25 protein-coding genes and 1 pseudogene are annotated in these 23364 nt (G+C 72.1%); 12 read left to right on the plus strand and 14 right to left on the minus strand.

Annotated elements, in window-relative coordinates:
• Nucleotides 1-21 precede the first annotated feature (21 nt).
• On the plus strand, nucleotides 22-1695 hold the full coding sequence (locus O7619_RS06475; RefSeq protein ID WP_282286336.1) for an MDR family MFS transporter: 1674 nt from the start codon (nucleotides 22-24) through the stop codon (nucleotides 1693-1695).
• Nucleotides 1696-1702: 7 nt separating this feature from the next.
• Here O7619_RS06475 and O7619_RS06480 read toward each other — a convergent pair whose 3' ends face one another.
• Nucleotides 1703-2194 carry an NUDIX domain-containing protein gene (locus O7619_RS06480; protein WP_282286337.1) on the minus strand — a complete coding sequence of 164 codons (492 nt, stop codon included), beginning with the start codon at nucleotides 2192-2194 and terminating at the stop codon, nucleotides 1703-1705.
• Nucleotides 2195-2278: 84 nt separating this feature from the next.
• Here O7619_RS06480 and O7619_RS06485 point away from each other — a divergent pair, with 84 nt between their 5' ends.
• Nucleotides 2279-3928, plus strand: coding sequence for a fatty acid--CoA ligase (locus O7619_RS06485; RefSeq protein WP_282286338.1), 1650 nt, complete (start codon nucleotides 2279-2281; stop codon nucleotides 3926-3928).
• A 177-nt stretch (nucleotides 3929-4105) separates the two neighbouring features.
• Here the strand turns inward: O7619_RS06485 and O7619_RS06490 are convergent, their stop codons facing one another.
• A complete protein-coding gene (locus O7619_RS06490; protein WP_282286339.1) occupies nucleotides 4106-5119 on the minus strand; it encodes an NADPH:quinone reductase in 1014 nt (337 codons plus the stop codon).
• Nucleotides 5120-5309: 190 nt separating this feature from the next.
• On the opposite strand from O7619_RS06490, the gene O7619_RS06495 reads away from it, so the two are divergent.
• The gene (locus tag O7619_RS06495; RefSeq protein ID WP_282286340.1) at nucleotides 5310-6035 is read left to right on the plus strand and encodes a DUF981 domain-containing protein; all 726 of its coding nucleotides are present in this window, start codon (nucleotides 5310-5312) and stop codon (nucleotides 6033-6035) included.
• A 10-nt stretch (nucleotides 6036-6045) separates the two neighbouring features.
• Here the strand turns inward: O7619_RS06495 and O7619_RS06500 are convergent, their stop codons facing one another.
• From O7619_RS06500 to O7619_RS06515, 4 genes are all read right to left on the minus strand, one after another.
• A complete protein-coding gene (locus tag O7619_RS06500) occupies nucleotides 6046-6699 on the minus strand; it encodes an HAD family phosphatase (protein WP_282288699.1) in 654 nt (217 codons plus the stop codon).
• A gap of 32 nt (nucleotides 6700-6731) precedes the next feature.
• Nucleotides 6732-7580: a hypothetical protein gene (locus O7619_RS06505; RefSeq protein WP_282288701.1), complete on the minus strand. Its 849-nt coding sequence runs from the start codon at nucleotides 7578-7580 to the stop codon at nucleotides 6732-6734.
• A 138-nt stretch (nucleotides 7581-7718) separates the two neighbouring features.
• Nucleotides 7719-8387, minus strand: a complete 669-nt coding sequence (locus O7619_RS06510) for an FKBP-type peptidyl-prolyl cis-trans isomerase (RefSeq protein WP_282286341.1) — start codon at nucleotides 8385-8387, stop codon at nucleotides 7719-7721.
• Between the two features lie 135 nt (nucleotides 8388-8522).
• Nucleotides 8523-9536 (minus strand): Ku protein, encoded by a 1014-nt coding sequence (locus O7619_RS06515; RefSeq protein WP_282286342.1) that lies wholly within the window; start codon nucleotides 9534-9536, stop codon nucleotides 8523-8525.
• A gap of 87 nt (nucleotides 9537-9623) precedes the next feature.
• Here O7619_RS06515 and ligD (O7619_RS06520) point away from each other — a divergent pair, with 87 nt between their 5' ends.
• Together ligD (O7619_RS06520) and ligD (O7619_RS06525) are read left to right on the plus strand one after the other, a co-directional pair.
• Nucleotides 9624-10562: a non-homologous end-joining DNA ligase gene (gene ligD, locus O7619_RS06520; RefSeq protein ID WP_282286343.1), complete on the plus strand. Its 939-nt coding sequence runs from the start codon at nucleotides 9624-9626 to the stop codon at nucleotides 10560-10562.
• Nucleotides 10552-11466, plus strand: coding sequence for a non-homologous end-joining DNA ligase (gene ligD, locus O7619_RS06525; protein ID WP_282286344.1), 915 nt, complete (start codon nucleotides 10552-10554; stop codon nucleotides 11464-11466). The genes ligD (O7619_RS06520) and ligD (O7619_RS06525) overlap by 11 nt, the downstream gene beginning before the upstream one ends.
• On the opposite strand, the gene O7619_RS06530 is transcribed toward ligD (O7619_RS06525), so the two are convergent.
• Together O7619_RS06530 and O7619_RS06535 are read right to left on the minus strand one after the other, a co-directional pair.
• Entirely contained in the window at nucleotides 11393-12433 is a 1041-nt protein-coding gene (locus O7619_RS06530; protein ID WP_282286345.1) for a hypothetical protein, read from the minus strand. The two genes, ligD (O7619_RS06525) and O7619_RS06530, sit on opposite strands and share 74 nt — an antisense overlap.
• Before the next feature lie 128 nt (nucleotides 12434-12561).
• Nucleotides 12562-12936, minus strand: coding sequence for a DUF4267 domain-containing protein (locus tag O7619_RS06535; RefSeq protein WP_282286346.1), 375 nt, complete (start codon nucleotides 12934-12936; stop codon nucleotides 12562-12564).
• An 88-nt stretch (nucleotides 12937-13024) separates the two neighbouring features.
• On the opposite strand from O7619_RS06535, the gene O7619_RS06540 reads away from it, so the two are divergent.
• A complete protein-coding gene (locus O7619_RS06540) occupies nucleotides 13025-13603 on the plus strand; it encodes a TetR/AcrR family transcriptional regulator (RefSeq protein WP_282286347.1) in 579 nt (192 codons plus the stop codon).
• Nucleotides 13604-13632: 29 nt separating this feature from the next.
• A complete protein-coding gene (locus tag O7619_RS06545; RefSeq protein ID WP_282286349.1) occupies nucleotides 13633-14349 on the plus strand; it encodes a TIGR03089 family protein in 717 nt (238 codons plus the stop codon).
• A gap of 80 nt (nucleotides 14350-14429) precedes the next feature.
• On the opposite strand, the gene O7619_RS06550 is transcribed toward O7619_RS06545, so the two are convergent.
• The 3 genes from O7619_RS06550 to O7619_RS06560 form a co-directional block, all read right to left on the minus strand.
• On the minus strand, nucleotides 14430-14840 hold the full coding sequence (locus O7619_RS06550) for a type II toxin-antitoxin system HicB family antitoxin (RefSeq protein WP_282286351.1): 411 nt from the start codon (nucleotides 14838-14840) through the stop codon (nucleotides 14430-14432).
• 11 nt (nucleotides 14841-14851) lie between these two features.
• Nucleotides 14852-15043 carry a type II toxin-antitoxin system HicA family toxin gene (locus tag O7619_RS06555; protein WP_282286352.1) on the minus strand — a complete coding sequence of 64 codons (192 nt, stop codon included), beginning with the start codon at nucleotides 15041-15043 and terminating at the stop codon, nucleotides 14852-14854.
• Nucleotides 15044-15165: 122 nt separating this feature from the next.
• Nucleotides 15166-15435 carry a hypothetical protein gene (locus tag O7619_RS06560; protein ID WP_282286353.1) on the minus strand — a complete coding sequence of 90 codons (270 nt, stop codon included), beginning with the start codon at nucleotides 15433-15435 and terminating at the stop codon, nucleotides 15166-15168.
• A 57-nt stretch (nucleotides 15436-15492) separates the two neighbouring features.
• Here O7619_RS06560 and O7619_RS06565 point away from each other — a divergent pair.
• From O7619_RS06565 to O7619_RS06575, 3 genes and pseudogenes are all read left to right on the plus strand, one after another.
• A pseudogene (locus tag O7619_RS06565) lies at nucleotides 15493-15618 on the plus strand (GntR family transcriptional regulator); the annotation flags it as partial.
• A 362-nt stretch (nucleotides 15619-15980) separates the two neighbouring features.
• A complete protein-coding gene (locus O7619_RS06570; protein ID WP_282286354.1) occupies nucleotides 15981-16322 on the plus strand; it encodes a type II toxin-antitoxin system HicB family antitoxin in 342 nt (113 codons plus the stop codon).
• 123 nt (nucleotides 16323-16445) lie between these two features.
• Nucleotides 16446-17390, plus strand: a complete 945-nt coding sequence (locus tag O7619_RS06575; RefSeq protein WP_282286356.1) for a zinc metalloprotease — start codon at nucleotides 16446-16448, stop codon at nucleotides 17388-17390.
• 58 nt (nucleotides 17391-17448) lie between these two features.
• On the opposite strand, the gene O7619_RS06580 is transcribed toward O7619_RS06575, so the two are convergent.
• Nucleotides 17449-17742 (minus strand): hypothetical protein, encoded by a 294-nt coding sequence (locus O7619_RS06580; RefSeq protein WP_282286357.1) that lies wholly within the window; start codon nucleotides 17740-17742, stop codon nucleotides 17449-17451.
• Nucleotides 17743-17820: 78 nt separating this feature from the next.
• Nucleotides 17821-19500 (minus strand): DNA repair helicase XPB, encoded by a 1680-nt coding sequence (locus O7619_RS06585; RefSeq protein ID WP_281585299.1) that lies wholly within the window; start codon nucleotides 19498-19500, stop codon nucleotides 17821-17823.
• Nucleotides 19501-19673: 173 nt separating this feature from the next.
• Between O7619_RS06585 and O7619_RS06590 the strand changes: the two genes are divergently transcribed.
• Nucleotides 19674-20543, plus strand: a complete 870-nt coding sequence (locus O7619_RS06590) for a L,D-transpeptidase family protein (protein ID WP_282286358.1) — start codon at nucleotides 19674-19676, stop codon at nucleotides 20541-20543.
• A 97-nt stretch (nucleotides 20544-20640) separates the two neighbouring features.
• Nucleotides 20641-20874, plus strand: coding sequence for a hypothetical protein (locus O7619_RS06595; protein ID WP_281585297.1), 234 nt, complete (start codon nucleotides 20641-20643; stop codon nucleotides 20872-20874).
• Nucleotides 20875-20876: 2 nt separating this feature from the next.
• Here O7619_RS06595 and O7619_RS06600 read toward each other — a convergent pair whose 3' ends face one another.
• Complete coding sequence (locus O7619_RS06600) at nucleotides 20877-23339, minus strand: helicase-associated domain-containing protein (protein ID WP_282286359.1); 2463 nt, start codon at nucleotides 23337-23339, stop codon at nucleotides 20877-20879.
• Nucleotides 23340-23364: the final 25 nt, after the last annotated feature.

The raw sequence follows: 23364 nt of genomic DNA on the forward strand, positions 1-23364 counted from the left end.
CCCGGTGGGATAGGAAGCGGGATGACCGCCCAGGCCGCTCGTCCCGCGTTGCCCGCCCGCCAGATCCGCCTGCTGATGTTCGGTCTGATGACCGGCATGCTGCTGGCGGCGCTCGACCAGACCATCGTCGGCACCGCGCTGCCCACCATCGTCGGTGAGCTGGGCGGGATCGACCACTACTCGTGGGTCGTCACGGCGTACCTGCTGGCGTCGACCGCCTCGACGCCGCTCTACGGCAAGATGGCCGACCTGTATGGTCGCCGTCCGGTCTTCCTGTTCTCCATCGGCGCGTTCCTGCTCGGCTCGCTGCTGGCCGGACTGTCCCGGGACATGACCCAGTTGATCGTCACCCGGGGCGTGCAGGGCCTCGGCGCGGGCGGCCTGATGACGCTGGCGTTCGTCATCGTCTCGGACGTGGTGCCACCCCGGGAGCGGGGCCGCTACCAGGGCCTGTTCGGTGCCGTGTTCGGCCTGTCGTCGGTGGCCGGCCCGCTCGTCGGTGGCTACTTCGCGGAGACCAACTGGCGGTGGATCTTCTATATCAACGTGCCGCTGGCGATCCTCGCCATCGTGGTGTGCTGGCACGTCATGCGGCTGGTGCCGTTCCAGCGTCGCGAGCACACGGTCGACTGGATCGGCGCGGCGCTGCTCGTCGCCGGCGTGAGCTGCCTGCTGCTGGCGTTGAGCTGGGGCGGCACCTCGTACGCCTGGGGTTCCGGGGTGATCCTCGGGTTGTTCGTGGCCGGCGCGGTGCTGGGCGCGGCGTTCCTGTTCCAGGAGGCCCGGACCCGGGAGCCGATCCTGCCGCTGCGGCTGTTCCGCAGCCGGACGTTCGCGCTCGCGAACTCCGCCGGTTTCGTGCTCGGCCTGGTGATGTTCGGGTCGATCATCTTCATCCCGCTCTATCTCCAGATCGTCAAGGGCGCCTCGCCGACCCGCAGCGGTCTGCTGATGCTGCCGATGATGGCCGGCATCATCGTCACGTCGATCCTCACCGGCCGGGCGATGAGCCGGATCGGCAGGTACAAGTGGTTCCCGGTGACGGGGTCCGCCGTGCTGGTGGCCGGCATGCTGCTGTTCCGGCACCTTCAGGTGTCCACGTCGCTCTGGGTGGCGTTCGGCTACATGGTGGTGATCGGCGTCGGGCTGGGCCTGTGCATGCAGTCCCTCATCCTGGCCGTGCAGAACGCGGTGGACGTCCGGGACCTGGGCGCGGGCACCTCCTCGGCCACCTTCTTCCGGTCGTTGGGCGGGTCGTTCGGGGTGGCGATCCTGGGCGCGGTGCTGTCGACGCGGCTCTCCGCCGCGCTCGGCGACCGGCTGCCCGGCGCGGTCGCTCAGCTCCCGCCGCAGCAACGGGCGGCGGTGGCGGCCGGCGGCGCCGAGAACATCTCGATCAACGACCCGGCGACCATCCTCGCCCTGCCCGCCCCGGTGCGCGCCGCGATCCAGGCGTCGTTCGTCGACGCGCTGCACGTGGTCTTCCTGACCACCGGGCTGGTCGCCGTGCTGGCGGTGCTCGTCACCCTGGCCATGCCGAACCACCAGCTCCGCGGCGCCGGACCGCGGGGCGCCACCGGCGGCGCCGACCCGCTCGGTGGGCAGGCCGCCGCCCCGGGCGGCAAGCCGCTCCCCAAGGAGTCGAAGGACGAGGCCGCCGCCGAGATGGAGGCGAAGTCGCAGACGATGCTCTGAGAGTCGCCTACTTCAGGATCAGCCGGTTGGTCTGCTCGAAGACGTCCAGGTCGGCGAGCGTCTCGGACACGCTCGACGAGAGCGGGGTGGGAAACTCCGCCCGGTGGAAGAAGCCGGCGTCGGTGGTCTCGTCGGTGTAGCGGGCCAGCGTGCCGTCCCACTCGTCGACCCGGAACGCGGCGGTGAACACCTGGTAGGTGTGCCCGTACATGTTGGTGTGGGTGCGGTCCGGCCCGGTGTAGAGCGCGAACGCGCTGACCCGCAGCGCCCGCAGGCCGGTCTCCTCGCGGACCTCCCGGACCGCGCAGTCGGCGATCGACTCGCCGAGTTCCATCGCGCCGGCCGGCAACGCCCACTGCCCGTTGTCGGAGCGCCGGATCAGCAGCACCCGGGCGGCGTTGTCGCGCACCACGGCGCGGGCGCCGACGAACATCAGGGTCCGGTCACCGGCCAGGGCGCGGAGCTGCCCGACGTACGAGTCTGCCCACGAGATGCTCACCCGGACAATCTACGCATCAATTCCAGCCGTCTCGGCCGTTCCGGGGGTTCCGCTCGTGTGAACGGCGACACTACGTTGTTACCCATGCGTAGCACGATGATGGACGCCCCCCTCCAGGTCGCCCGGATCCTCGAACACGGCTCCACCGTGCACGGCACGGCGGAGGTCGTCACGTGGACCGGCGCCGAACCGCGCCGGATGACGTACGCGGAGGTGGGTCGCGCCGCCGCCCGGCTGGCGCACGCGCTGCGCGACGAGTGCGGGGTGACCGGCGACGAGCGGGTCGCCACCTTCATGTGGAACAACAACGAGCACCTGGTGGCCTACTTCGCCGTGCCGAGCATGGGCGCGGTGCTGCACACGCTCAACCTCCGGCTCTTTCCCGACCAGGTCGCCTACATCGCCAACCACGCGCAGGACCGGGTGGTGCTCGTCGACAGCACGCTCATCCCGCTGCTCGCCCGCGTGCTCGGCGAGCTGGCCACGGTGCGGCACGTGGTGGTGGTCGGCGGTGGCGACCCGGCCCCGCTGGTGGCGGCGGCCGGCGACCGGATCACCGTGCACCACTGGGACGCGCTGCTGGCCGACCGGCCGGACCACTTCGACTGGCCGGAGGTGGACGAGCGGGACGCGGCGGCGCTCTGCTACACGTCCGGCACCACCGGCCACCCGAAGGGCGTGGCCTACTCGCACCGCTCGATCTATCTGCACTCGCTCCAGGTCTGCATGCCGGAGGGCTTCGGCCTCGGCCCGAAGGACCGGGAGCTGGCCATCGTGCCCATGTTCCATGCCATGTCCTGGGGCCTGCCCTATGCGGCGTTCCTCTCCGGCGCGTCGCTGATCATGCCGGACCGGTTCCTCCAGGCCGAGCCGATCGCCGCGATGATCGCCGCCGAGCGACCCACCCTGGCCGGCGCGGTGCCGACCATCTGGACCGATCTGCTGGCCTACCTGGACGGCCACGACGTGGACACCTCCTCGCTGACCGAGGTGATCGTCGGCGGCTCGGCCTGCCCGCCGGCGCTGATGCACGCCTTCCGCGACCGACACGGGATCGAGGTCATCCACGCCTGGGGGATGACCGAGATGTCGCCGCTCGGCTCGGTGTCCCGCGCCCCGGCCGGTGCCACCGGCGACGACGCCTGGCGCTACCGCTACACCCAGGGCCGGGTCCCGGCGGGCGTGGCCGCGCGGATCGTCGGCCCGCTGGGTGAGCCGCTGCCCGCCGACGGGACGTCCGTGGGCGAGCTGGAGGTCTGCGGGCCGTGGGTGACCGCCCGGTACGTCGGGGACGAGGCCCCTGACCCGGAGAAGTTCCGGGACGGCTGGCTGCGGACCGGGGACGTGGGCACGCTCTCGCCGGACGGGTACATCGCGCTCACCGACCGCGCCAAAGACGTGATCAAGTCGGGTGGGGAGTGGATTTCCTCGGTCGAGCTGGAGAACGCGCTGATGGCGCACCCGGCGGTGCTGGAGGCGTGCGTGGTGGGCGTGCCGGACGAGCGGTGGGACGAGCGCCCGCTGGCCACGGTCGTGGTCCGGGAGGGCGTCTCGGTGACCGCGGAGGAGCTGCGGGACTTCCTGGCCGGGTCGGTGGCGCGCTGGCAGTTGCCGGAGCGCTGGGCGTTCATCGACGCGGTGCCGAAGACGAGCGTCGGCAAGTTCGACAAGAAGGTGGTGCGCTCCCGGTACGCCGACGGCGGGCTTGAGGTGCGGGAACTGACCGCGCCGTAACACTTTCCGGCGTACCGTCGCCAACACGGGTAGGAACATGGTTCCGAACGGACATTCCTCCCAGAGGGCGGCCCCGGCGTTCGCACCGCGCCGGGGCCGCCCGTCCGTTACGGGGTGGCCCCGCTCCGTCATTGTTGCGAAACTTGTTCGCCTCTGTCCCGATGTCGGGGAAATCGACTACTCGTCGGCGGTGCTGACCAGCACCTTGCCCACCGCGCCGTCGCGTACCGCCTGCTGCGCCGCCGCGGTCTCCACCAACGGGTGGCGGTGCAGCGGCAGGCCGGCCTCCTCGCCCACCCGGATCGCGCCCTGTGCCACCGCCGCCGCGATGTCGGTCACCGCCTGCGCCTTCGCCACCTTCGGCGCGGTGTAGACCAGCACGAACTGCCACCGCGCGTTCGGACCCATCAGCGGCCGGATCGGCAGCGTCACCTCGTCGCCGCCGTCGTCGGCGTAGACGCACACCGCGCCACCGGGGCGCAGGATTTGCACGTCGGCGGCGGCGTTGCGGGCGGCGGACACCTCGACGATCGTGTGCACCCCGTCGGGCGCGGCCTTGCGGACCTCCTCGACCACGTCCTGCTCGCGGTAGTTGATCACGAAATCGGCCCCGGCCGCGGCGGCGAGCTGCGCCTTCTCCGGGGTGCTCACCGTGGTGATCACGCAGGCGTCGGCCCAGCGGGCGAGCTGGATCGCCGCGTTGCCGACCGCGCCCGCCCCACCCTGCACCAGCACCACGTGGTCGCTCAACGCGCCGGCGTGCAGCTTGTCCGGCATGAACTCGCCCGCGGTCAGGCAGCGGTGCGCGGTCATGAACGGGATGCCCAGCGCCGCGCCCAGGTCGAACGGGGCCGAGCCCAGCGACACCGCGTGCCGGACCGGGACCACCGTGTATTCGGCGGCCGTGCCCCATGGGCGTTGCCAGGCCGCCTCCCAGATCCAGACCCGCTCGCCGATCATGATCTGGTCGACGCCCTCGCCCACCGCCTCGACCACCCCCGCGCCGTCCTGGTGCGGGATCTGCCAGCCGGCCGGCAGCGGCCATGCCTGGCGGGCCTTCCAGTCGGTCGGGTTCACCCCGGACACGGCCATCCGCACCAGCACCTCGCCCGGGCCCGGCTCCGGCACCGGCCGCTCCACCAACCGGAGCACCGAGGCGTCACCGCTGTGCTCGTACACGATCGCCTTCATCGCCGTCCCTCCGCCGTCGTCTCGTGCGCTACCCCCACCCTAGGGAGGGTCCCCGCCCGACGCCTGCGGTAGCGGACGGGCCCGCTCTGATTCGCGCGGCTCGGACTGCTCATGAGGGAGCCGGCGGGCGGTTTGAGCGGGCCGGGGCGGGGGACCCGCACCGGGCACGAACTCGTGAAAGGTGACGACCGTGTTCGTTCTGACGCAGGACGGCTTGAAGATCAACTGGGTGGAGATGCCCACCTACAACACGATCATGTCGGTCGCCGCCGGGGTCGGGCTGCTGCTGGTGGTGGCGCTGGGCCGTCAGTTGGTCGACGGCCGGGAAATCGCGCCGGAGGGGTGGTCGATGGCCTTCGCGGTGCTCGGCGCGCTGCTCACCGCCACGGGCCTGCACATGACCCTGACGTGGCCGCTGGCCAGCGGCGGGTTCGCCTTCGACAACATCATTTTCGGGGAGCCGGCGCTCGCCTTCGGCGTGCTGCTGCTCGGCTCGGCGCTCGTGCTGTGGCGACGCGCGCCACTCTTCACGACCACCGCCGACGGCGCGGTGGACCGACGTCTGGAACTCATCCGGAAGCTGGCCGCGCCGATCTCGCTGTTCGTCTTCGCGCTCGGACTCTGCTGCTTCGCCATCGCCGCGGCGGGCTGGGCGTTCACCCTCTTCGCCGCCCCGCCCGAGGAGCCGATCAGCGGGCAGTTCGCCGACTACCCGTGGATCGAGGCGACCTTCATCTCGGGGCTGTACGTCCTGGTCGGCATCGGCGCGGTGCTCTTCCCGTTCGCGCTGCGTAACATGCGCCGGCCGCTGCTCGTCGTGACCGGCGGCGCCTGGACCCTGGCCGGCCTGGCGTTCATGCTGTTCGGCGCGTTGAACTACTTCACCCACATCGGCCTGATCGTGCACACCCAGTAGGCCACCCGCCTCAACCCAACCCCTCGACCACCTCGGGAGTGAGCGCGCCGATCGAGGGAAGTGAGACCGCGGTAAGAGCCTCGGCGTCCGGATCCAGCGGGTACGACACGTGCGGCACCGCCACCACCCGGCATCCGGCGGCTGCCGCCGAACGCACCCCGTTCGACGAGTCCTCCACCGCCACGCACCGCGCCGGGTCGACGCCCAGCCGCGCCGCCACCGCCAACCAGACGTCCGGCGCCGGCTTGCCCCGGGCGGTCTCCTCGGTCGACAGCGTCGCACCGAACGCGCCGGCCAGGCCCGTCGCGTCAAGCGCCGCCGCGATCAGCCGGGTCGGCGAGGAACTGGCCAGCCCCAGCGGCCACCGCGCGGCCACGCGGCGCACCACCGCGTCGGCCCCGTCGATCAGCGGTACGCGCTCCGCGTACCGCCGGGTCATCTCGGCCACGACCTCGGCGGCGACCTGCTCGGTCGACCTGTCGACGCCCAGCTCGCCGCTCAGGTAGTCGGCCCACTCGCCGGTGCTCATGCCCATCAACCGGCGCTGCGTGTCGGGCTGCCAGGTGCCCCCGTGCGCGGCCACGTAAGCCCGCCGGACCTCCTCCCAGACCGGTTCCGAGTCCACGATCACGCCGTCCAGGTCGAAGAGCACCGCGTCCACCATGCCGCCCATCCTGCCCCAGCCGACGGCCCGGCTCATCCTGGCAGCGTGGCCCCGGTGGACCGCTGCGCCGGCAGGCCGATCGGGGCCAGCGGCGGGATGATCGTGCGGCAGCGGGTCGCGATCGGTTCGAGCAACTCCCGCAGCCGCCCGGTACGCTCCGCGCCCAGCGCCCGCCACGGCCCCGAGGCGGCCCGGTCGGTGGCCTCCTCGACGGCGTGGAACGTGGCGGTGGCGTGCGCGGTCGGGCCCCGGTCGGTGGTCAGCCAACCCTTGTCGACAAGCCGCTCCTCGGCGGCGGACCACTCCTCGTCGGTCCAGCCCCGCGCCGGCTGGTGGAACTCGCGCGACTGGTCGACCCGGCACCGCCAGGCCACCACCTCGACCGGGTCCAGGCCGGTGCCGACGAGCGCCGCGACGTGCCCGTCGCCCCGGTGCTCGCGCAGCGTGGCGGCGGCCTGCCAGAGCCGGGCCAGCGGGTATTCGCCGCGCGGCAGGGCGGCGTTGACGGCGCCGAGCATCCGTCCGGCGGTGTCCACCCGGTCGGCCGCCTCCTCCAGCAGGCCGGCGGCCTCGGCCAGGTGCGACTCGGGCAGCTCGTAGGTGAACTCCGCGAGCGCCTGCACCGCCCCGGTGAGCCGGGCACGCAGCGCCTCCTCCGGCGAGGCCAGCCGCCACACCGACGGCAGCGCGCGGGCCACCATCGGCGGCGCGAAGCTGAAGAACGCGGCCGTCACCGTCGGCGCGTCGACCGGCCCGAGCGGCGCGGCCCGGCCGGCGAAATAGCCACGCCAGTAGCCGCGCAGACCAACCGCCTCGAACGCGGCCCGGGCCCGTGGGTGAAAGTAGGTCACCGCGTGGACCGGCTCGAAGAGCGTCCACATCCGCCGAGCCGTTCCGTTGTCGTCCAGCGCCGCCACGTGCACCTCCGCGTGGGTGAACAGGTCAGCGTGGGCGGGGAACCGCCCACGCTGACCACGAACCTACTGCCGCTGGGTAACCGGGTGGAAGCCCGCAGTGATCTACTGCGCAGCCAGCACGTCGACGACGAAGCGCAGCGGCCCGGCCGGACGGCCGCCCTCGGCATTGTCGCCGTACGCCAGATCGGCCGGGAGGTCCAACTGCACCCGGCTGCCCACCGGCACGCCGACCAGGCCCTGGTCCCAGCCCTTGATGACCTGACCGACGCCGATCGGGAAGGTGGCCGGCTGGCCGTTGTCCCAGGACGCGTCGAACTGCTTGCCGTCCTTGTAGAAGACGCCCACGTAGTTCGTGGTGATCGTCTGCCCGGACTTCACCGGCGCGCCCTTGCCCTTGACCAGCGTGGTGACCTTGAGCTTGGTCAGCTCGCCCGAGCCGGCCTTGACGGTCGGCTTGGTCTTCAGCGCCGGGTCGATGTCGGCGGGCAGTTCCGGGGCGGGCGGCGCGGTGGGCTCGACCTGGTCGGCCGGAGCGCTGGGGCTCGCCGAGGAAGCGGTGGCCGGCTTGTCGTCGTCCCCGCTGTTCAACCAGACCAGGCCGCCGACCAGGGCCACCACGGCGAGCACGCCGGCGGCGGCGCCCAGCATCGACTGCCGTCGCCGTCGCGCCTCGGCGGCCTTCTTCTCGGCCAGTTGGGCAGCCAGCCGCCGCCCTGCCTTGGTGGCCGGGGCGGCCTGCTCCTCCGACCGGTTCTCCACACGCTCGCTCACGTCGACTCCCTGCAGTGGGTGGGTGCGCGCACACGGTACCCGCCCACACCCCCACACCGAGTAAAGGCGGGGGCCCTTCTTAACGCATTTGGTATAGGCGGGGCCCCTTCTTAACAGCTCAGCCCCGCCCGAGGATCAGGCCGACTTCTTCCGCGGGGTCGTCTTCTTCGCGGTCGTCTTCTTCGCCGGCTCGGCCTTTCCGGCGGCCTTCTTCGCGGCGGTCTTCTTCGCCGGCGCGGCCTTCTTCGCGGCCGGGGTCTTCTTCGCCGCCGTCTTCTTCGCCGGCTCGGTCTTCTTCGCGGCGGTCTTCTTCGCCGAGCGGGCCGACGAGATCGGGGTCGGCTCGGCCCCGCCGCCGGACGGCGCCTCGCCCCGGGCCGCCCGGGCTCGCTCGACCGACGCCTTCAGCGCGGCCATCAGGTCCACCGCGGCGGCCGGCGCGGCCTCTTCCTCCTCCGGCTGCACCACCTCACGGCCCTCCACCTTCGCGTCGATGACCTCCTGCAACGCGGCCCGGTAGTCGTCGGTGAAGGCGTCCGGCTCGAACTCGCCGGCCATCGAGTCGATGAGCGAACTCGCCATCGCCAGTTCCGGCGGGCGTACCTTCAGGTCCTCGTCGAGGAAGCCGAAGTCGGGCTGGCGGATCTCGTCCGGCCAGAGCATGGTGTTGAGCAGCAGCACGCCCTCGCGGACCCGCAGCGTGGCCAACTGCTCCCGCTGGCGCAGCGCCACCTTGACGATCGCGACCCGCTCCGAGTCGGTGAGCGCGTCGCGCAGCAGCACGTACGGCTTGGTGGCGGTGCCCTCCGGCTCCAGGAAGTAGGCCTTGTTGTAGAGGATCGGGTCGACCTGCTCGGCCGGCACGAACTCCAGCACGTCGATCGCGTGCGAGGTGCTCAGCGGCAGGTCGGCGAAGTCGGAGTCGGTCAGGATGACCATCTCGCCGCCGCCGATGTCGTAGCCCTTGGCGATGTCGTCGTAGGTGACCTCCTCGCCGCAGACCGAGCAGGTGCGCTTGTAACGGATGCGACCGCCGTCCTCGCGGTGCACCTGATGGAACCGGATGTCCTTCTCCTCGGTGGCCGAGTAGACCTTCACCCCGATCGACACCAGGCCGAACGACACCGCTCCCTTCCAGATCGCCCGCATCCCCGCGCTCCTCTCCCCGGCTGAAGACCAGAATCGCAAACGATCGAACGGGGCGCACGCCCTTCGGCGTGCAACTACAGTCAGGAGGTGCCCGGCGCGCCGTTGAAGCCGATGCTCGCGATGACCGGGCAGCTCCCGGCCGGTGCCGCCTGGGCGTACGAGTTCAAGTGGGACGGGGTCCGCGCGCTCGCCGACATCTCCCACGGCGACCGGCACTTCTACGCCCGGTCCGGGGTCGAGATCACCACCGCGTACCCGGAACTGCTCAACCTGGCCGAGCAGGTCGACGACGCGCTGCTCGACGGCGAGGTGGTGCTCTTCACCGACGGGCAGCCGTCGTTCACCGCGCTTGCCGAGCGGATGCACGTGCGTAACGCGGCGAAGGCGGCGCGGCTGGCGGCGACCGTACCCGTCACGTACATGATCTTCGACCTGTTGCGGCTCGACGGCGTGGATCTGACCTCCCGGCCGTGGCGGGAGCGGCGGGCGGCGCTGGAGTCGCTCGGGCTCGGCGCCGCCCGGTGGGCGGTGCCGCCGGTCTTCACCGACGGCCCGGCCACCTACGCGGCGGCGGGAGAGCACGGGCTGGAGGGGGTGATGGCCAAGCGGGCCGACTCGGTCTATCGGCCCGGGGTGCGCTCGCCCGACTGGGTGAAGGTCAAGCTGGAGGTCACCGGCGACTTCGTGGTCGGCGGCTGGCGTCCCGGCGCGCGCCGGATCGGCGGGTTGCTGGTCGGCGTGCCCGGGCCGGACGGGCGGCTGGTCTACCGGGGTCGGGTCGGCGGCGGGATCGGCGCGGCGATCGAGCGGGAGCTGCTGCGCGAGTTGGAACCGCTGCGCGCCACCGGCTCGCCGTTCGCCGCCGGAGTGCCGCGCGAGGATGCCCGGGGCGCGATCTGGGTATCACCCCGGGTCGTGGTGGAGGTCAAGTACGGCCAGCGCACCCCGGACGGCCGGCTGCGCTTCCCGCGGGTCCTGCGCCTGCGCCCGGACAAGCCGCCCGAGGAGGTCGACGATGCCGACTGACCGGTTCAAGGTCGACGTCGAGGGGCGTGCGCTGGAGCTGTCCAACCTGGACAAGGTGCTCTTCCCGAAAGCGGCTTTCACCAAGGGCGAGGTGGTCGACTACTACACCCGGATCGCCCCGGTGCTGCTGCCGCACCTGGAAGACCGCGCGCTCACCCGGATCCGCTTCCCCAACGGCGTCGACGGCGGCTCGTTCTTCGAGAAGAACGCACCCGCCGCGACCCCCGCCTGGGTACGCACGGAGAACCTGCCCGCCCCCGGGTCGAGCAAGGGGCGGGAGACCATCGACTACGTGGTCTGCGACGAACTGCCCACCCTGGTCTGGTTGGCGAACCTGGCCGCGTTGGAGCTGCACACGCCGCAGTGGAAGATCGGCGCGCACCCGGACGTGATGGTGGTCGACCTGGACCCGGGCGCCCCGGCCGCGTTGAAGCAGTGCTGCCAGGTGGCGTTGCTGATGCGTGACCGGCTGGCCCGTGACGGCGTGGCGGCGTATCCGAAGACGTCCGGGAAGAAGGGCATGCAGCTCTGCTGCCCGATCGCCGGTACGCAGGACGCGGAGGTCGTCTCCGGTTACGCCCGGGCAGTCGCACGGGAGTTGGAGCAGACGCACCCGAAGCTGGTCGTGTCGAAGATGGCGAAGAACCTGCGCCCCGGCAAGGTCTTCATCGACTGGAGTCAGAACAACGCGGCGAAGACGACGGTCGCGCCGTACTCGCTGCGCGCCCAGCCGGTGCCGGCCGTGTCCACGCCGTTGACCTGGGAAGAGGTCGAGGCGGGGGCGGCCGGGAAGCGGCCGTCGACCCGCCCCTACACCGCCGCCGAGGTGCTCACGCGGGTGGCGAAGCAGGGTGACCTGCTGGCTCCGCTGCTCGACGGCGGTCCCGAGCTGCCCACCCGCTGATCCGCCACCAGGCGCCGCCCACCAGGAGCAGCACGATCACGCTGATCGCCACGTCACCCGTCAGGTCCGCGGCCGGGCTCGACGGGGAATAGGTCGGCACGTCGTACGCGGAGGTGGCCGCGGCGAGCACGCTTGCCGAGCCGGCGGCGAGCACGTGCAGTTGTCCCCAGCCGGGCCGCCGGGACCAGCGCGTGAGCAGGACGCCGGTGACCGCGGCGAGCGTGAGCGCGACCCCGATCCCCGGCCAGCCCGGCAGGGCACTGGCCCCGGCGTACGCGACCGCCACCAGCAGCCCCGCGCAGACCGGCCATGGCGCGGTCGCGGCGCTGGTGTCGACGCGGCCACGGCGGCGCAGCAGGGCGGCGGTGATCAGGGCCAGCGCCACCCCGGCGGCGAACACGAGCTGGACCGGCGAGGCCTGAAAACCCTTGCGACCCCCATCGTCGGCGAAGATCAGCAGGCTGCCACCGAGCCAGAGCAGCGCGGCCACGGCCAGCCCCGGACGGCCCAGCCAGGGCCGCGACCGGCGGCCCGCACCGAGGTACGACTCGACGAGCGCGATCGACGCGCAGATGGTCAGCGCCACGTGGTTGCCCACGTAGTCGACGGCCTGCCGGGCGCTGAACCCGAGGCCGGGCACCAGAGTCGCGTCGGCGACGGCGCGGGAGCCGGCGAACTGGGTGTCGTCGAGGTACCCGGGGTTGAACAGCGACTGGTCGACCAGGCCGGCCTGGACCACGCCGAAGGCGGCGGCGAGCAGGACGATCCCGGGCCAGCCGAGCCGGAGCCGCCGGGCCGTCTCCCGGATCAGCAGCGCGGCCCCGCCGTACATCGGGGCGAGTATGACCACGACGAACGGCATGCCGACGAGCGTGAAACCGCCCCAGGAGCACTCGGCGGTCCAGGGCGCGAGCAGCAGCAGCGCGATCGACGGGAGGAGCCGGCGGCGCAGGGGTTCGGTCGTCATGCCCGCACCGTGCCGTAGCCGCCCGGCTCGCCGATACGGCCATCGGCCGGCCGGGTCCGCGACCAAAGTCGACGTTCGCGGACCCGGAGGCTCTCTTCGGTGGCCGACGCCGCTGGAGCGGCCGGCGTCTAGAGGGCGAACAGCAGGGCGGTGTCGAGGAGCATGACCATGGCGGTGGCGAAGTGGATGCCGAAGGCGGTGGCCCGGGTGCCGCCGTGCCGGAGCACGATGACGGTGTCGGCGAGCGGGGCCAGCGTGACGACGAGCATGAACCAGGCGACCGCGTCCGCGTTGGTGAAGGCGATCAGGGCGAGACCGACCAGGCCGTAGGTGAGGTCGCGCACGCCCTTGATCGTGAGATAGGCGGGGTCGCCCCCGCCCTCCGTCGCCGGGACGCCGTAGCCGGCGGCGGCGGCCCGGGGCACCACGAGGAAGCGTGCGCCGATGTAGACGATGAACAGGTTGAGGACGATGGCGAGCCCGTAGGCGAGGACGTTGAGCATGACCGACTCCAAAAGCTAGCGCCGCTAGATATGAGGGCAACGCTAGCAGAGCGCCGGCAGCCTGGCTAGCGGTGCTAGAGTCTCGGTCATGTCGATTCAGGCGCGGCGGGAGCGGGAGCGGGCGGAACGCGAGCGGGCGATCGTCGCCACGGCCCGCGAGCTGGCCGAGTCGGAGGGCTGGGACGCGGTCACCACCCGCCGGCTCGCCGCCGAGATCGAATACAGCCAGCCCGTCCTCTACAGCCACTTCAAGGGCAAGGACGCCATCATGGCGGCGGTCGCCGTGGAAGGCTTCGGCGACCTCGCCGACGACCTCACCGCCGTCCGGACCGCCGCGACCGACCCGCGCCGCGCGGTGGCCGACGTCGCGACGGCGTACGTCGCGTTCGCCGAGCGTCGGCCCGCCCTCTACGACGCGATGTTCACCCTCGCCATCGAGTTGCCCTTCGCCACCCAGGACGTTCCGGTCGACCTGGCCCGGGGCTTCGCCCAACTGGCCGAGGCCCTGCGCCCGTTCGCCGGGGACAACGACCTGGGGGCGTTCACCGAGACGTTCTGGAGCGGGCTGCACGGCCTGATCACGCTGATGCGCAACGGGCGGCTGCGGCGGGCCGACCACGAGCGACGCTTGGCCCTCCTGGTGGACCGGTTCGCCCGGCTAGGGTGAGGCGACCCCGCCAGGGAGGAGCCCGTCCGATGGCAGCACCCGCGTCCGTCCCCGTCGCCGCAGACGAGCCGCTGCTCAGCTACCACGACGACGCCACCGGCGAGCGCACCGAGCTGACCACGTCGGAGCTGGGCGCCTGGGCGGCCCGCAGCGCCGGGTTGCTGCGCGACGGCTGCGGGCTACGCCCCGGCGACCGGGTGGCGGTGCTGCTGCCGCCGCACTGGCGCACCGCGGCGGTGCTGCTCGGGGCCTGGTCGGTCGGGCTCACCGTCTCCTTCCGGCCCCGGGCGCTGGCCGGGCTGCCGGTGCTGGAGCCGGGCGCGGACCGACCCTACGACGCGGTGTTCGTGACCCCGGAACGCCTCGACGACTGGCTGGAGGACGTACCCGAGGGGACGCACCGCTACCTGGTCGGCACCGGCGCCGGCGCGCTCGACGCGGTGCCGGCGGGCTGGCTGGACTGGTCGGCCGAGGTTCTGCGGCACCCCGCCGACCCGCCGGACTACACGGCGGTGGACCCGGCCGACCCGGCCACCCCGGACGGCACCAGCTTCGGCGCGTGGCGACGGCTGGCCGCGGAGATCGCCGGGCAACTCGACCTGCACGCCGGTGATCGCCTGCTCGTCGACCCGGTCGAGCACGAGCAGCCGCTGAAGTGGCTGCTCGCGCCGCTCTCCGCCGGTGCCCGGATCGTCATTCACGCCAACCCCACGAATCCGGCCCCGCCCCACACCCACCGCCTCTGACGGAACTGGTGACGGTGGGGGTGAGCCTGGGGCCTACTGCTGCCGGCAACGGGCGACGGAGGTGGCACCGGGCGGGCGGGTCACGCTGCTGCGGCGTCCTGACCGCCCTTGTTGATGCCGCCGGCCCCCCTCTTCGGTGCGAGTTGCGATACACGCTGCGCGGAGATGCCAAGGAGGGCGCCCGCGTCGCGAACCGTGTAGCCCTTGGAGAGCAGGGCACGCACTGCGGTGACGGTCGCCTCCTCGGCGGACTCTTCAGCCGCCCGCAGGGCGCTTCGTGCCTTGCGGGCGCGGGTCACCTCTTGGGGCATCTCGGGCTGCACCTCGACGTCGAAACTCAGTGGGTCGACTTCGAGGAGGAGAGCGATGGCTTCGCGAGCCATCCCCTCGACCTGGTCGAGACGACGTGCTTGGGAGAACACGCCAGTGATCTCGGGTACGGTGATTGCCCACCAGCCGCCCGAGCGCACGCAAGTGGCGGTGTACTTCATTTGCGCCCCCCTCACCTCAGTCCGAGGCTGCGCAGGATACCCCGCGCCGTAAGTTCGTTGATCTCCTTGTGTCGAGGTATGACGACGTTCTGTGGGCCGTACCGATAGATCGTATGGCTGCCGCCCTCGCGAACCATCTCGAAGGTCACGCCAGCATCGGCGGCAGCCTTGCTGATCTTGTGGATGAGGTCAACCCGCTTCACATTGGAAGTCTAGTCTACTAGATGAGATAAGTTAAACGCACTAGATGTGCGACTTGACGGTTGGGGTGGGTGCCCAGGCGGGGATGTACTCGGGTGCCTAGAAACTTGATGGCGTGGATGGATCAGCGTCGGCGGAGCCAGGGCGCGCGGCGGGCGCACGCCGCGACGTGATCCACCGGCAGCGCACACCGGCCGCCGCCATCCGGCAGCGGGTGATCGCAGAACACCCAATGGCGTACGCACTGCGCGTCCTCCGCCGACACGGTCACCCCGCCCGGCTCGACCCGGGCGCTGAGCTGGGCCAAGACCCGGGCGGCGGTACGCGCGAAGATGCGCGCCCGGTGCAGGTCCGGCGCGGTCACCGGCAGGTGGATCGCCCAACGTTCGGTCATCGGTAGCGGTGCTGCGCCGACTGGGCGCCCTGCCAGGCGCGGAGCACATCTTTGAGGCTCGCGGACGACTATGACGTGTCGCGGTCAACGATCAGCCGGGCGGTGGCGCGTCTGCGGGAGCAGGGCGTACTGGTGGGCCACCCCGGCCGAGGCGTCTTCGTCGCTGAGGCCGACCGCTGCTGATCGCGTGAGATCTTGGTACGAATCGGCCCCTCCGGGGGCCATTTCGTACCAAGATCTATGCGGATGTCCATTAAATGAGACACCGATCCTGCTGGGTGGGATGCGGTGCCATTCGTTGGTGTCGTCCATAGCCAAACTCGTCGAAGCGATGCGGAAGGGCCAGTAGAACGTCGCCTACAACGATCTCTACCGGGTCTGCGAGCATCACTTCCGGAAGCCGCGCGAGGCCGGCACCTCCATACGGTGTTCAAGATGCCGTGGGCCGGCGATCCACGGGTCAACATCCAGGACGACAAGGGCAAGGCCAAGGCTTACCAGGTACGGCAGGTGCTCAAGGCGATCGACAAGAAGGAGGCCATGTGATGTCCGAGTCCCGTCCTGAGATCTCGCACTACACCTACCGCGTCACGTGGTTGGCCGAGGATCAGGAGTTCGTCGCCACCTGCGCCGAGTTTCCGTCCCTCTCGTGGTTGGCTGCCCGTCAGTTCGAGGCGCTGCAAGGGCTCCAGGCGTTGCTGCGTGAGGTGATCGCCGACATGGCGGAGCAGGGCGAGCAGGTCCCGGAGCCGCTGTCGGAGCGCACCTACTCGGGCAAGTTCAATCTCCGGGTCGGCGAGAGCCTGCACCGTGAGCTGGCCATCCACGCCGCCGAGGAAGGCATGAGCCTCAACCAGTACGTGCTCAGGAAGCTGAGCGCCGCCTGACCAAGCCCGAGGGGTGTTGTGGACGCCGTTGACGTGGTCTTATGTCGGGACGACGACGTCATCGACCCGCAGCTTTGACAACCCCGCGTCGTGTTCCTTTCATGCCTCTCGAAAGGTGCAACGATGCACAGGAAACCGACCATCCACCTGGCAGTGCTCGCCGCTGCCGCTGCCACGTTCCTCACCGCCGGCGGCGCGCCCGCCACGGCGTCCGCCGCCCAAACGGCGACCTGCCAGCCCGGCGCCGCTGACACGCACAGCGCCGCCCGGGTACGCGAGGGCGCCACCGCCCAGGAGCCGGCGCTCTACTCGAAGAACGAGGCACACGCGTACGGCGTGATCAAGGACGCCCCGCGCCTGGCCGACGGCAGCGTCACCGTGCCGACGGTCTTCCACATGATCTCCGACCACACGCTCGGCGCGGCCGAGAAGGCCCGCTGGAACACGCTGATCGCGGCGCAGATGACCGTGCTCAACGACTCGTACGCGGGCCGCACCGCGGCCGACGCCTCCGACACCCCGTTCCGGTTCTCGCTCGTCGACACCACGTGGACCGTGAACAGCACCTGGTACACGGTGGTGCCGGGCAAGAACGAGCGGGACATGAAGAAGGCGCTCTACACCGGTGACTCCCGCACGCTCAACGTCTACGCGGCGAACATCGGCGGCGGGCTGCTCGGCTGGGCGTACTTCCCGAAGGGTTACAACAACGGCCGGGACTACATCGACGGCGTGGTGATGCTCGACGAGTCGATGCCGGGCGGCACGGCTGGCAAGTACGCGCTCGGCGACACGCTCACCCACGAGGTGGGGCACTGGCTGATGCTGGAGCACACGTTCGCGCACGGCTGTTCCGCGTCCGGCGACTTCGTCGCCGACACGCCGCGTGAGGCGGCGCCGCAGTTCAACTGCCCGATCGGCGCGGACACCTGCACCGCGCCGGGGCTGGACCCGATCCACAACTTCATGGACTACACGCAGGACTCCTGCATGAACATGTTCACCCCCGGCCAGGCCGACCGGATGAGTGACGCCTGGGTGGCGTTCCGCGCCAGCGGCCAGGGCTGACCGACGACGGAGGGGACGGCCGCATCAGACCGTGGCCGTCCCCTCCGCCTGCGGAGACTCAGCAGGTGGTGTTGCCCAGCGGCACCCAGCCGTCGATCGACGGGTACTCGGCGCCGTGGCCGTACACCCAGGCCTCGTTGTCCTCGGCCCAGCCCCCGTGGGCGCGGAACCCACGCCCGGCGGTCAGGGTGCGCAGCACGCCGCCGTGCGGTTGGTCCCGCAGCCAGGTGTTCTGGGTGAGGTTGCAGACGAAACCGGGCGCGTCGCTCGCCGAGGCGGGCGAGGGCGCCACGGCCGCGAGGGCGAGGCCGACGGTGGCGACCGTCAGTGCGGAGAGAAAACGGCGGTTCACTCGGGTCCCTTCTGGTGCTCCAGTGACGGTCCCCGATTGTGCCACTGTGGACGGACGCCGGGAACACCGGAAGCCGGGCTACTCGACCGTCGGCAGCGGCGGGCCGAGGACGTCGTCGGCGTCCACGATGGTGTACGCGTACCCCTGCTCGGCGAGGAAGCGCTGCCGGTGCGCGGCGTACTCGGTGTCGATGGTGTCCCGGGAGACCACGGTGTAGAAGTGCGCCTGCCGGCCGTCGGCCTTCGGGCGGAGCACCCGGCCCAGCCGCTGCGCCTCCTCCTGCCGTGATCCGAACGTGCCGGACACCTGGATCGCCACCGCCGCCTCCGGCAGGTCGATGGAGAAGTTGCCCACCTTCGAGATCACCAAGGTTCGCAACGAACCGGCCCGGAACGCGTCGAACAGCCGCTCGCGTTCCTTGTTCGTGGTGGAGCCCTGCACGATCGGCGCGTCCAGATATTCGCCGAGCTGGTGCAACTGGTCGAGGAAGCCACCGATGACGAGCACCTGCTCGGACGGGTGCCGTTCCACCAGGGCCCGGACCACGGGCAGCTTGGTGCGGGCGCTCGCGGCCATCCGGTAGCGCTCCTCCGCCTCCGCCGTCGCGTACGCCAGCCGCTCCGCGTCGGTGAGCGTCACCCGTACCTCGGTGCACTCCGCCGGGGCGATCCAGCCCTGCTGCTCGATGTCCTTCCACGGCGCGTCGTACCGCTTCGGGCCGATCAGGCTGAACACGTCGCCCTCCCGGCCGTCCTCGCGTACCAGCGTCGCGGTGAGGCCGAGCCGGCGGCGGGCCTGGAGGTCCGCGGTGAAGCGGAAGATCGGCGCGGGCAGCAGGTGCACCTCGTCGTAGACGACCAGGCCCCAGTCGCGGGCGCCGAACAGGTCCAGGTGGGTGAACGCGCCGCCGCGCCGCGAGGTGAGCACCTGGTACGTGGCGATGGTGACCGGGCGGATCTCCTTGCGCTCGCCCGAGTATTCGCCGATCTCCTCCTCGGTCAGCGACGTGCGGGCGATCAGCTCCCGCTTCCACTGCCGGCCGGCCACCGTGTTGGTGACCAGGATCAGCGTGGTCGCCTTCGCCTCGGCCATCGCCGCCGCGCCGACGAGCGTCTTGCCGGCGCCGCAGGGCAGCACCACCACGCCGGAGCCGCCGGCCCAGAACGCCTCCACCGCCTCGCGTTGGTAGGAGCGCAGCGTCCACGCCCTGCCCCCGTCCTTGCCGGACTCGGCCAGCTCGATCGGGTGCGCCTCGCCGTCGACGTAGCCGGCCAGGTCCTCCGCCGGCCAGCCGAGCTTGAGCAGCGCCTGCTTGAGGCGCCCCCGCTCGGACGGGTGCACGGCGATGGTGTCGTCGTCGAGCTTCGCGCCGAGCATGCCGGCGAGCTTCTTGCTCTTCGCCACCTCGATCAGCACCACCCGGTCCAGGGCGCGCAGCACCAGCCCGTGCGCCGGGTCGTTGGCGAGCTGGAGCCGGCCGTACCGGTCCATCGTCTCGGCCACGTCGACGAGCAGCCCGTGCGGCACCGGATAACGCGAATACTTGATCAGGGTGTCGACCACGCCCTCCGCGTCGTGGCCGGCGGCCCGCGCGTTCCACAGGCCCAGCGGCGTCAGCCGATAGGTGTGCACGTGCTCGGGGGAACGCTCCAACTCCGCGAACGGCGCGATGGCCATCCGGCAGGACTGCGCGTCCGGGTGGTCGATCTCCAGCAGCAGCGTCTTGTCCGACTGCACGATCAGTGGTCCACCGCTCACGCCGCGTTCTCCTCGCATCGGCCGGGATCCGTGCCCGCACCCCGGCTGACCTGCCGAAGGCGGACCATCAAGTGTTGCACGCCCGGCATGGTCGGAAAAAAGTCTCGCTGGACAGGCAACGTCATACTCACCCCACACGTCTAGAAAGCGGGACAACTGTCCAGGGAGGGCCCATGCAGCGTGTCCGGTTTCTCGCCCGGGTCGTCGGTCTGACAGTGGTCGTGCTGGTCGGCGTCGGCGCGTGTGCGCTCGATCCGCAGGCGGAGGGCGCCGGGGGCAGCACCCCCGCGCCGGTCGGGCTGACGGAGGGAGCATCGGGGGCGAGCGCGCCGCCCACGCCCGAGCGGTCGGCGACGTCCCCGTCGGCGCAGCCGAGCCGGACGGCCACGCCGAAACCCACCCGGTCGCCGACCGCGACCAGGAAGCCGAAGCCGAAGGCCACGCCGAGCCGGCCCGCCGGGTGCCCGCAGGGGGAGCACCAGAAGGCCGTGGAGAGCTACCTGAGTCGGCTGGGCGGTTTCGGGACGCTGAGCGTGGACGGTGCGCAGTCCGCCGCCGACTGCGCCGCGATCAAGAAATTCCAGATCCGGTACGGCATCAGCCCCGCCGCCGGGCGCGCCGGCCCCACCACGTACGACGTGGCGAAGCGGCTGGCCGGCACCGACGTGTCCCGCTGCCGGGCCGGTTCCCGGCTCACGTTCTGCGTCGACCTGACCCGGCAGACCGTGTGGGCGATGCGCGGCGGCAAGGTGGTGCTGGGCCCGACCGTCACCCGCACCGGCATGTCCGGGTACGCCACGCCGACCGGCACCTACTCGGTGGGCGGGCGGAACCTGCGCGAGTGGTCCAACCCGTACGAGGTGTGGCTGCCGTACTGGCAGCGGTTCAACGGCGGGATCGGCTTCCACGAGACCACCACCTACCTGCACAACGGCGCGATCGGCTCGCACGGCTGCGTCAATCTGCTGCACCGCGACGCGGTACGCCTCTGGGAGTTGGGCTCGATCGGCACCCGCGTGGTGGTGTTCGGCCGCCGCCCGTGACCGGACCGCCCGGATCAGGGTTTTAACCCCTGTCCGCGCGGGCCGGTCGGTGTCACTGTGGAAGCCGGGTCCACCACGGGGCGGGGAGGGGCTGGCCATGACCGTCGATCAGGACGTGCTTCCCGAGGACGAGCGGACGCAGCAGGAGGTCTCCACGGCGGCGATGGTCGGTTACGCGGTCGCCGCCGTGGGCGTGTTCGGGTGGTTCCTGTTCGGGCTGCTGGTGCAGCGGCAGGGCTTCGTCGACTCGGTCGGCGAGTCGGCCGGCGCGGCGTTCGCGCTGCTGCTGGCCGTCTCGGTGATCGGCACGCTGCGGCGCAACGGCGAATAGGGTCACTCCTCCAGCACGGCGGCGGTGATCCGGTGCAGCGCGAACGTGTGCAGCATCTCGGTGCGGTCGTCCTCGGCGCGCAGATAGCCGGCGCCGATCGACACCGGCCGCACCAGCCGGGACGCGGTCGCCCCGTGCGCGTCGACGTAACCCACCCAGACCAGCGCCTTGTCCCGTACCGCCTGCTGGAGCACGGCAAGCGCCTCGCCGTGCCCGTGCGCCGGCGCCGGACCGGTGGTCGCCGCGCCACGGACCACCGCCGGCGCCCGCCGCGCCACCCGGGCTGCCATGTCGCCCCGGCGCATCTGCTCCACCACGCCGAGCAGGCGGGGCATCGGCAGCTTCGGCGTGGCCAGCGGGTCCATCGCGCGGCCGGTGACCGGGCTGCGGCCCGGCGCCCGCCGGGTCTTCGGGCGGGCCAGCACCGTCGCGCCGCTGGCGTCCTCGGGCACCGGCGCGTACCCGGCGTCGCGCAGGGCCAGCAGCATCCGGTTGACCTGGTACGGGGTGACAAGCACCGTCGGGGCCAGCCGGCGGAACGCCAGCGACTCCAGTCGCCGGTCCGCCTGCACCTCGGTGAGCAGCGCCTCGTCGTCGCTGCGCACGTACCCACCGGCCGAGCCGACCCGCAGCCCGCCGTGTTTCCGGGCCACGTCGTCCACCAGGTAGGTCAACCCCTGCGGGACCGGGGTACGCGACCGGCGGCGGAACAGCGCGTGCAGGTCGTCGGCGGTGTAGCCGGCGTCCAGGGCCCGCCGGATGCTCGCCGTGGTGACCCGGTGCACGCTCGCCCCGCCCGCCGACTCGTGCTCGGCCACCACGTCCAGTTCGGCGGCGAGCGCCGGGTCCGGCGGGCCGGGCACCACCACACTCAGGTCGGCCTGCACGAGCACGTGGTCGACCGGGGCGGGCAGCAGCCCGTCCAGTGCGCGTACCGCCGTCGACGGGTCACCCGACTCGGCGTCGGAGCGCAACCCCAGCGGGTCGTCACCCCGCTCGTCGGCGTCGGTCAGCTCGGCCAGCAGCAGCCGCCCGTACGTGGTGAGCGCGCCCAGCGCGGTCACCCCGAGCCGCGCCGCCTCGGCCAGCACCTCGCGGTGGGCCGTCTCCCGCCCTCGGGCCCGGCGGGGCGCTCGCCAGTCGAGCAGCGCCAGCACCTCGTCCGGCGTCGGCGCGGTGGCCTGCGGCAGGTCGGCCAGCACGGCGAGCACCGCGCGTCGGGCGGCCGGCGCGCCGGCGCGTTCCGCCTCGGGGGAGAGCACCGAGATCGGGCGGTCCCGGTCGTCCCGCTGGCCGACCAGGCCCACCTGGCGGGTCATCGCCAGCCACGCCCGGGCGAGTTGCTCCCAGCGCTGGGCGAGCGACGCCGCGCGCCACACCTCGTATCCCCCGGTGGGCAGGATCTGCTGGTCACCGCCGTACCGGGTGGTGGCCGACCCGGTCAGTTCCAGCTCGCCGGTCAGCCCCGCCGCGTACGCCACCTCGAAGATCAGCGCGGTCGTCGGCTCGTCCAGCCCGAGGCCACGGGCGAGCCGGCGCAGGTCGCGCACCCCCACGCCGCCGGAGCGCAGCACCGGGGCCGGTTCGGCGACAAGCGCCTCCAGCAGCGCCTCGGTGTGCCGGACCACCTCCATGGTCTGCCCGGCGCCGGCCGAGTCCACGGCCTTGACCTCCCGGGGCGGGCCGGAGACCTCGGGCGGGCCGGTGCGCAGCGGGCCGAGCGGACCGGCGTCGCGGCGCAGCACCAGCCCCACCTCGCGGGGCAGCTCGACGGTGCCGTTGGGGTCGCCGGACATCCGCACCAGCAGCCGGTGCTCGACCAGCCAGCGGATCGGTGAGCCGGTGGGCGTGCCGCCGTTGACCAGGTCGGGCGGAAGCACGTCCTGGTCGCCGGTGGCGGGCGCCTCCAGCGCGCCCGGGGCCACGGTGCCGACCGGTGGGCCGGCGGCCAGCCGGTCCAGGACCGCCCGGGCGGAGGGCGGCGCGGCGAGCAGCGTCCGCCGCAGCTTCGCCGGGTCCGCGCACAGGGCCGCCGCGCGCGGGTCCAGCTCCGCCGCCGGCCGGCCCAGCCCCGCGGGGTACGGGGAGACCTCGTCGACGCCGCCCACCACGTGCAGGTCGTGTTCGGCGCCGTAGAGCAGGAACCGCGCCCGGAGCCGGTCCACCGCGGCGCGGACCGTGGTCGGGGCGGGTGGGTGCGGCCCGGCGGTGGCCATGGCCAGGATCTGGTCGGTGGAGGTGCCGCTCTCGGTGCCCTGGGTGAGCCGGGCGGCGTCGAGGATCTGGAGGGTGAACTGGTCCAGCCCGTCGAGTGCCCGGGCCACGGAGACCCGGGACTGGGCGCGCAGGGCGAGGGCGGACACATCGGCCGGCACCGGCACGACGAGGTCCGGCCGCAGTTGGAGCAGGGCGGCCAGGGACTCGTCGGGGAGGGCCCGCAGGTGGTCGGCGAGTGAGGTGGTCATCGTCGTACCACGCTAGCCCGCTGGG

Origin of the sequence: Micromonospora sp. WMMD998 (assembly GCF_029581235.1) — a bacterium.
Taxonomy (GTDB): domain Bacteria; phylum Actinomycetota; class Actinomycetes; order Mycobacteriales; family Micromonosporaceae; genus Micromonospora.